The organism is Streptomyces nogalater, from assembly GCF_039532885.1.
Taxonomy (GTDB): domain Bacteria; phylum Actinomycetota; class Actinomycetes; order Streptomycetales; family Streptomycetaceae; genus Streptomyces; species Streptomyces nogalater.
Genome location: NZ_BAAASM010000001.1, coordinates 417,915 through 424,708, shown reverse-complemented (window position 1 = coordinate 424,708; position 6,794 = coordinate 417,915). Strand labels below are relative to the sequence as shown.

The following is a 6,794-nucleotide window of genomic DNA, read 5'->3' as shown; positions in this document are numbered from 1 at the left end:
GAACGCGCCCTTGACTCACCTCGCGGAGGCACGACACTGACCAAGAAGCGGGCGGCCCCACGGCCACTTCTTCAGTTCCTCAGCTCACACCACACCGTCTTGCAGTCGGGCCCCTGCACTACACCCCAGCACTCGGCCAAGGCATCCACGAGCGCCAGACCCCGCCCCGACTCCTCAGACACCGTCGCGGAGAGCAGAACGGGCAACGCGCGCGGATCAGGATCGGTCACCTCGATACGGGTACGGCCGTGACGCGCCGCCGTACCGATGACCCGTACGGTCACCGGCGTGCCGTCGCCCAAGTGATCGATGACGTTGGTCAGCAACTCGGTTGCGCACAGGCGTACGTCGTAACCGTGATCACGGAGCTGGTGACGCAAGTCCGGCGCGGCCTTCGGCGTCGCCAACAGGTGGAACTCCAGCGACGTCAGCATTGGTCCGCCGCCTTCCGCAGCGCGGCGGCGAGGGCCCGCGCCGTGGTCGTGTTGCAGTTCCCGAGCGACACGAGACCGGGGCTGTGCGAATCCGCGAAGCTCGGCAGGTCGACCTGGAGCGACGGGAGCGTGATGCCGTGCAGGGCGAGGGCGGCGCGTAGTTCCTCTACGCAGAGGACGACGGTGTAGGGAGCGGGGGAGTGGTCGGGCATGTGGGGGTTGCAACCTTCTGTGCGAAGTGTGACGAACGCCTCACAGAATGTCGTTGCGCTCGCTACCGTGAAAGGGGTTTCGCGTTCGCGATCACGGCAGCGGAGGAGGATGAGCGATGGCTCGCGGCAAGGACATCGACGGTTCGATCAGCGTCCCCACCTTCTACGGCAAGGAGTTGCGCTGGAAGAGGGAGGCGGCGGGCCTGTCACTGGAAGCGTTCCTTGAGGGCAGCTTCTACGGCAAGACCTACCTCAGCGACATCGAACACGGCGAACGACGCATGCCCCTCGACTTGGCCCGGCACGCGGATCGGGTCCTGGGGACTGACAGCTTCTTCGAGCGACGTTGCGAGGACGTGCGGAAGGCGCGGAAGAGTAGTCACGCCGAGTACTTCGCAGATGTGCTTGAGTTGGAGAAGCACGCGCTGGAGTTCGAGGAGTGGGATCCGATGTTGATCCCGGGACCGCTCCAGCTGGAGCCGTACATCAGGGCCGTGGTCCTGTCTGCGTACCCCGCAGAGCCCGAGGGGAGCCTGGCGGCCAAGGTCGCTGATCGCCGCAGTCGTGCGTGGCTCTACGAGGACAAAGACTCACCCGAGAGCTGGATCGTTCTGCATGAGGCGGTGCTGTTGCAGCCGATCCTTCCACCAAACGAAATGGCGGAACAGCTGGCCCACATCGCGGAAGTGCTGCGCCACCGCCGAGCGTTTGCGCAACTTGTACCGCGGAAGTTCGGCGCCCACCCCTTCATGATGGGCATGGCAAGGTTCATGACCTTTGCTGATGCGCCGCCGGTCATGTACACCGAGGGCATGTACAGCGGTCAGCTGATCGATGATCCGGTGCTCGTGAAGCAGTACTCGAAGGCATACGGTCGTCTCAGGGCCGCTGCGCTGGATCCAGAGGCGTCCCTGAATCTCATTGAGCAAGCAGCCGAGGACTACCGAAATGGCAAGCAACCACATGCACTTGAGTGACGCTCTCTGGTTCAAGAGCAGCTACAGCAACGAAAGTGGCGGCAACTGCGTCGAAGTGGCCGGCGACTTCCCCGGCGCCGCCCTCTGGCGCAAATCCAGCTACAGCAACGGCGACGGCGGGCACTGCGTAGAGGTCGCCGACAACATCCCCGGCCTCGTCCCCGTCCGAGACTCCAAGCGCCCCGACGGCCCCGCCCTCATCCTCCCCGCCACCGCCTGGGCCCCCTTCATCGCCTCCCTCAAGACGCAGTAACGAGCGGGCCGTCGCCGTGTCCGAGTGGCGCTTCACCCTCGGTCGGCGTGCGCTGCGACGGCACCGCGACGTCGGAGGGCGTACCCGAAGTGCCCGGTCCCGGCTCCCGCGTCACGAACGCGGCCGCGCGCCCCGCTCCTTGAGCATCCCCGCCATCAGCTCGATCTCCGACTGCTGCGCGTCCACCATGCCCTGCGCGAGCCGCTTCTCCACCCCGACCGCGCACTTGTCCACACAGCCCTCGGCCATGTGGATGCCGCCCTTGTGATGCTCCGTCATCAGCTGGAGGTAGAAGACCTCCGCCTGCTTGCCGTCGAGCGACTGGAGCTTCTTCAGCTCGCTGTTGGTGGCCATCCCCGGCATCAGCGCACCGTCCTCGCCGGGAGGCATGCCGCGCATGCCCATCCACGTCATCGGCGGGTCGGCCGACACCTTCGGCAGCCCCCACAGATCCAGCCAGCCCAGCATCATCCCGCGCTGGTTGGCCTGCGTCTGCGCGATGTCGTACGCGAGCCGCCGCACCTCCTCGTTCCTGGTGCGGTCCCGCACGATGTACGACATCTCGACGGCCTGCTGGTGGTGGACGGCCATGTCCCGCGCGAAGCCCGCGTCGGCCGACTTCGCGTCCGGCGTCCGCGTACCGGGGCCGTCGCCGTCCTGGGCGACCGCGTAGGTGATCGCGCCGGCCGCGACGAGTGCCGCCGCCGCGGTCCCGGCGATCCAGCCGAGGGAGCGCCGGCTCACTTCATGACCCCGCCGGTGCACGACGCGCCCGGCTCAGGCGTCTGGGTGCCCTGGACGTACTTCTCGAAGAACTTGTCCACTTCCGGATCCTTGGCGCTCTTGACCGCCACCTGGTGGCCCCAGGCCGACAGCAGCAGCGGGGCGTCCTGGTTCTCGTAGGGGCTGATCATCGAGTACGGCGTGTTCTTCACCTTGGCCGCGAGCGCGTCGACGTCCGCCTTGGGCGCCTTCGCGGTGTACGTCACCCAGACCGCGCCGTGCTCCAGCGAGTGCACGGCGTTCTCCTCCGGCACCGGCGCGGTGTAGACGTCACCGTTGCAGTTCAGCCAGACCGGGTTGTGGTCGCCGCCGACCGGCGGGCGCATCGGGTAGGTCACCTTGGTCGTCACATGCGTCCGGCCCAGCTTGCCCGACCAGGTCCGCACCCCGTCCTTGCCGGTGGTGAAGTGCCCGGAGTCGCCGGAGCCCTTGGCGTCACCGCTCGCGGTGGAGTCCTTGTCGTCCGACTGCGAGTTCACGAGCACCACGCCGCCGACGACGAGACCGGCGACGACCACCACGCTCGCGGCGATGGCGAGGATCCGGTTACGGCGGTCCCGGGCACGCTCGGCGCGCCGCATCTCGTCTATGCGCGCCTTGCGCGCAGCGGTGCTGCTGTTCTTGCCGGAGCCCATGTGACGTGTCCTTCTGGAGAGGAGTGGGTGGGGACGGTGGGGCTCGCTGATCGTAGTGCGGGAAGGGCCGACTGCCGTAGGGATCTCACGGCAGCACGGATGATTTGGCGCCAGGGTGCCCATTACCTACGCTCGCGGTATGCGGCTGCTGCGCTCCACCGATCTGGCCCTGCGCGTCCTGATGCGACTCGCGGTCGCCGCCGACGACATCCCCACGACCCGCAGGGTCGCCGCCGACATGGGGGTGCCCTACACGCACGCCGCGAAGGTGGTCGCCGAGCTGCAGCACCTCGGTCTGGTCGACGCCCGCCGGGGTCGCGGCGGCGGGCTGGCGCTGTCGGAGAAGGGCCGTACGGCGTCCGTGGGCGCGGTGGTGCGCACCTTCGAGGGCGAGGGCGACGTGGTGGACTGCGAGGGTGCGCCGGGCTGCCCGCTGCGCTCCGGCTGCCGGCTGCGGGGCGCGCTGCGACGGGCCCAGGAGGCGTTCTTCGCCACCCTGGACCCGGTCACGATCGCCGACATCGTCACCGACCCGACCGGCCCCCTGCTGCTGGGCATCTCCCGGGGGCCGGCGGAACGGGACTGAGGGGCTGCTAGCCCTGCGCCAGCCACAGGTCGGGGCCGAACACCTCGTAGTGGATGTCGGCCGGGGCCACACCCTTGCCGATCAGCTGGGCGCGGACGGCGCGCATGAACGGCAGCGGGCCGCACAGGTAGGCGCGCGTGCCGGGCCGTACGGCGATGTCCGCCAGGTCGACCAGGCCGGTGCGCGCGCCCGGCCCGGCGTCGCGCTCGTAGAAGAAGTGCGCGTCGGCGTCGGCCAGCTTGCCGGCGTAGGCGGTGTGGTCGGCGCGCAGGGCGTGGTCGGCGGGGGAGCGGTCGCCGTGCACCACGGTGACCGGGCCGCGGTGGCCGGCGGCGGCGAGGCCGGCCAGCATCGCGATCATCGGGGTCACGCCGATGCCCGCCGAGGCGAGCAGCACCGGGGTGTCGTCGCCGGCGTCCAGGACGAGGTCGCCGTAGGGCTCGGACAGTTCCAGGACGTCGCCGGGGCGGACGTGGGCGTGCAGGTGGGTGGAGACCTCGCCGTCGGGCGTGGGGCCGCCGTGCACCCGCTTGACGCTGAACTGGCGCACCGAGTCGGCCGGCGCCCCGGTCAGGCTGTACTGCCGGATCTGCCGGGCGCCGTCGGGCAGGGTGACGCCGACGGAGACGTACTGCCCGGCGCGGAAGGCCGTCACCGGGCCGCCGTCCGCCGGGCGCAGCCGGAAGGTGGTGACGTCGGCGGTCTCCTCGACCCGCTCGACCACCTCCCAGCGGCGCGGGCCCGGGCCGCCGCTCTCCTCGTAGAGCCGCTTCTCGATCGCGATGAGCGCGTTGGCCATCAGCCAGTAGACCTCGTCCCAGGCGGCGGCCACCTCGGGCGTGACGGCCTCGCCGAGGATCTCGGCGATCGCGGCGAAGAGGTGCTCGTGGACGACGTGGTACTGCTCCGGCGCCACGCCCAGGGAGGCGTGCTTGTGGGCGATGCGGCCGAGCATCGCGTCCGGCCGCCGGTCGGGGTGGTCGAGCAGGTGCGTGGCGAAGGCGGCGATGGAACCGGCGAGGGCCTGCCGCTGGGTGCCGGCGGCCTGGTTGCCGCGGTTGAACAGGTCCCGCAGCAGTTCGGGGTGGGCGGCGAAGAGGCGGTCGTAGAACCGCTCGGTGATCTCGCCGATGGCCGCGCCGACGGCGGGCAGGGTGGCGCGGACGGTGGCTGCGGACTGCTCGGTCAGCATCGGGACTCCTCGGAGAACTCGGCTGATCAGCACCGTAGGGAAATTGGCATATAAGCAAATTTAAGTGTGGTGGCATCGGTCACCGGGGAAACGGACCGGCCATTACGGATGCGGGAGCGAGCAGGCAAGATGGGCGAGAGCGCGGTACACGTGCCGTATGAGAGGCCTTCGGCGCGAGGACGCTCGGGCGATCACGCTCCGCAACGCGCGTGAAATGGTGTTGTGGTGGGATGCTCAGGTGCCCGACCGCCTCCCGCAGTACGGGGACAGGCGGCCTGACCAGCAAGGATGGGGAAGCGGAAGATGGACAAGCAGCAGGAGTTCGTGCTCCGGACCTTGGAGGAGCGCGACATCCGGTTCGTACGCCTGTGGTTCACGGACGTGCTGGGCTTCCTGAAGTCCGTCGCCGTGGCCCCCGCCGAACTGGAACAGGCCTTCGACGAGGGCATCGGCTTCGACGGCTCCGCCATCGAGGGCTTCGCCCGGGTCTACGAGTCCGACATGATCGCCAAGCCGGACCCGGCCACCTTCCAGGTCCTGCCGTGGCGCGCGGAGACCCCCGGCACGGCCCGCATGTTCTGCGACATCCTCATGCCGGACGGCTCCCCGTCCTTCGCCGACCCGCGCTACGTCCTCAAGCGGGCCCTCGCCCGCACCTCCGACCTGGGCTTCACCTTCTACACCCACCCCGAGATCGAGTTCTTCCTGCTGAAGGACCGCCCGCTGGACGGCTCCCGCCCCACCCCGGCCGACAACTCGGGCTACTTCGACCACACCCCCACCAACATCGGCATGGACTTCCGCCGCCAGGCGATCACCATGCTGGAGTCGATGGGCATCTCGGTGGAGTTCTCCCACCACGAGGGCGCGCCCGGCCAGCAGGAGATCGACCTGCGCTACGCCGACGCGCTGTCCACGGCCGACAACATCATGACCTTCCGCCTGGTCATGAAGCAGGTGGCGCTGGAACAGGGGGTCCACGCGACGTTCATGCCCAAGCCCTTCTCCGAGCACCCCGGCTCCGGCATGCACACCCACCTGTCCCTCTTCGAGGGCGACCGCAACGCGTTCTACGAGTCCGGCGCCGAGTACCAGCTCTCCAAGGTCGGCCGCTCCTTCATCGCGGGCCTGCTGAGGCACGCCGCCGAGATCTCCGCGGTCACCAACCAGTGGGTGAACTCCTACAAGCGCATCTGGGGCGGCTCCGAGCGCACGGCGGGCGCCGGCGGCGAGGCCCCCTCGTACATCTGCTGGGGCCACAACAACCGCAGCGCCCTGGTCCGCGTCCCGATGTACAAGCCGGGCAAGACCGGCTCGGCGCGCGTGGAGGTCCGCTCCCTGGACTCCGGCGCCAACCCCTACCTGGCCTACGCCGTCCTCCTCGCCGCCGGCCTGAAGGGCATCGAGGAGGGCTACGAGCTCCCGCCGGGCGCCGAGGACGACGTCTGGGCGCTGTCCAACGCCGAGCGCCGCGCCATGGGCATCGAGCCCCTCCCGCAGAACCTCGGCGAGGCCCTGACCCTCATGGAGAGCAGCGACCTGGTCGCCGAGACCCTCGGCGAGCACGTCTTCGACTTCTTCCTGCGCAACAAGCGCCAGGAGTGGGAGGAGTACCGCAGCGAGGTCACGGCCTTCGAGCTGCGCAAGAACCTGCCGGTGTTGTAGCTTTCCGTCGTGCGGGGGCCGGCGTTCGCAAACCGCCGGCCCCCGCACGCGTCAGTC

At 69.4% G+C, this 6,794-nt stretch carries 9 protein-coding genes; 4 read left to right on the top strand and 5 right to left on the bottom strand.

All coding sequences use genetic code 11. The features are described from left to right. Nucleotides 1-71: 71 nt before the first annotated feature. Entirely contained in the window at nucleotides 72-434 is a 363-nt protein-coding gene (locus ABD350_RS01940) for an ATP-binding protein (protein ID WP_344345742.1), read from the bottom strand. Continuing rightward, complete coding sequence (locus ABD350_RS01935) at nucleotides 428-646, bottom strand: hypothetical protein (protein ID WP_344345740.1); 219 nt, start codon at nucleotides 644-646, stop codon at nucleotides 428-430. Before ABD350_RS01935 ends, ABD350_RS01940 begins: the two co-directional genes overlap by 7 nt. Before the next feature lie 116 nt (nucleotides 647-762). Between ABD350_RS01935 and ABD350_RS01930 the strand changes: the two genes are divergently transcribed. Together ABD350_RS01930 and ABD350_RS01925 are read left to right on the top strand one after the other, a co-directional pair. Next, complete coding sequence (locus tag ABD350_RS01930; RefSeq protein WP_344345738.1) at nucleotides 763-1,623, top strand: helix-turn-helix domain-containing protein; 861 nt, start codon at nucleotides 763-765, stop codon at nucleotides 1,621-1,623. Beyond that, nucleotides 1,610-1,876, top strand: a complete 267-nt coding sequence (locus tag ABD350_RS01925) for a DUF397 domain-containing protein (protein ID WP_344345778.1) — start codon at nucleotides 1,610-1,612, stop codon at nucleotides 1,874-1,876. Before ABD350_RS01930 ends, ABD350_RS01925 begins: the two co-directional genes overlap by 14 nt. Before the next feature lie 111 nt (nucleotides 1,877-1,987). On the opposite strand, the gene ABD350_RS01920 is transcribed toward ABD350_RS01925, so the two are convergent. Beyond that, on the bottom strand, nucleotides 1,988-2,620 hold the full coding sequence (locus ABD350_RS01920) for a DUF305 domain-containing protein (RefSeq protein ID WP_344345736.1): 633 nt from the start codon (nucleotides 2,618-2,620) through the stop codon (nucleotides 1,988-1,990). Further along, on the bottom strand, nucleotides 2,617-3,294 hold the full coding sequence (locus tag ABD350_RS01915; protein WP_344345734.1) for a thioredoxin-like domain-containing protein: 678 nt from the start codon (nucleotides 3,292-3,294) through the stop codon (nucleotides 2,617-2,619). The genes ABD350_RS01920 and ABD350_RS01915 overlap by 4 nt, the downstream gene beginning before the upstream one ends. Before the next feature lie 139 nt (nucleotides 3,295-3,433). On the opposite strand from ABD350_RS01915, the gene ABD350_RS01910 reads away from it, so the two are divergent. Continuing rightward, nucleotides 3,434-3,880 carry an RrF2 family transcriptional regulator gene (locus tag ABD350_RS01910; RefSeq protein WP_344345732.1) on the top strand — a complete coding sequence of 149 codons (447 nt, stop codon included), beginning with the start codon at nucleotides 3,434-3,436 and terminating at the stop codon, nucleotides 3,878-3,880. Between the two features lie 7 nt (nucleotides 3,881-3,887). Here ABD350_RS01910 and ABD350_RS01905 read toward each other — a convergent pair whose 3' ends face one another. After that, nucleotides 3,888-5,072 (bottom strand): globin domain-containing protein, encoded by a 1,185-nt coding sequence (locus ABD350_RS01905; RefSeq protein ID WP_344345730.1) that lies wholly within the window; start codon nucleotides 5,070-5,072, stop codon nucleotides 3,888-3,890. A 303-nt stretch (nucleotides 5,073-5,375) separates the two neighbouring features. On the opposite strand from ABD350_RS01905, the gene glnA reads away from it, so the two are divergent. Beyond that, nucleotides 5,376-6,737 (top strand): type I glutamate--ammonia ligase, encoded by a 1,362-nt coding sequence (gene glnA / locus ABD350_RS01900; protein WP_344345728.1) that lies wholly within the window; start codon nucleotides 5,376-5,378, stop codon nucleotides 6,735-6,737. Nucleotides 6,738-6,794 lie beyond the last annotated feature (57 nt).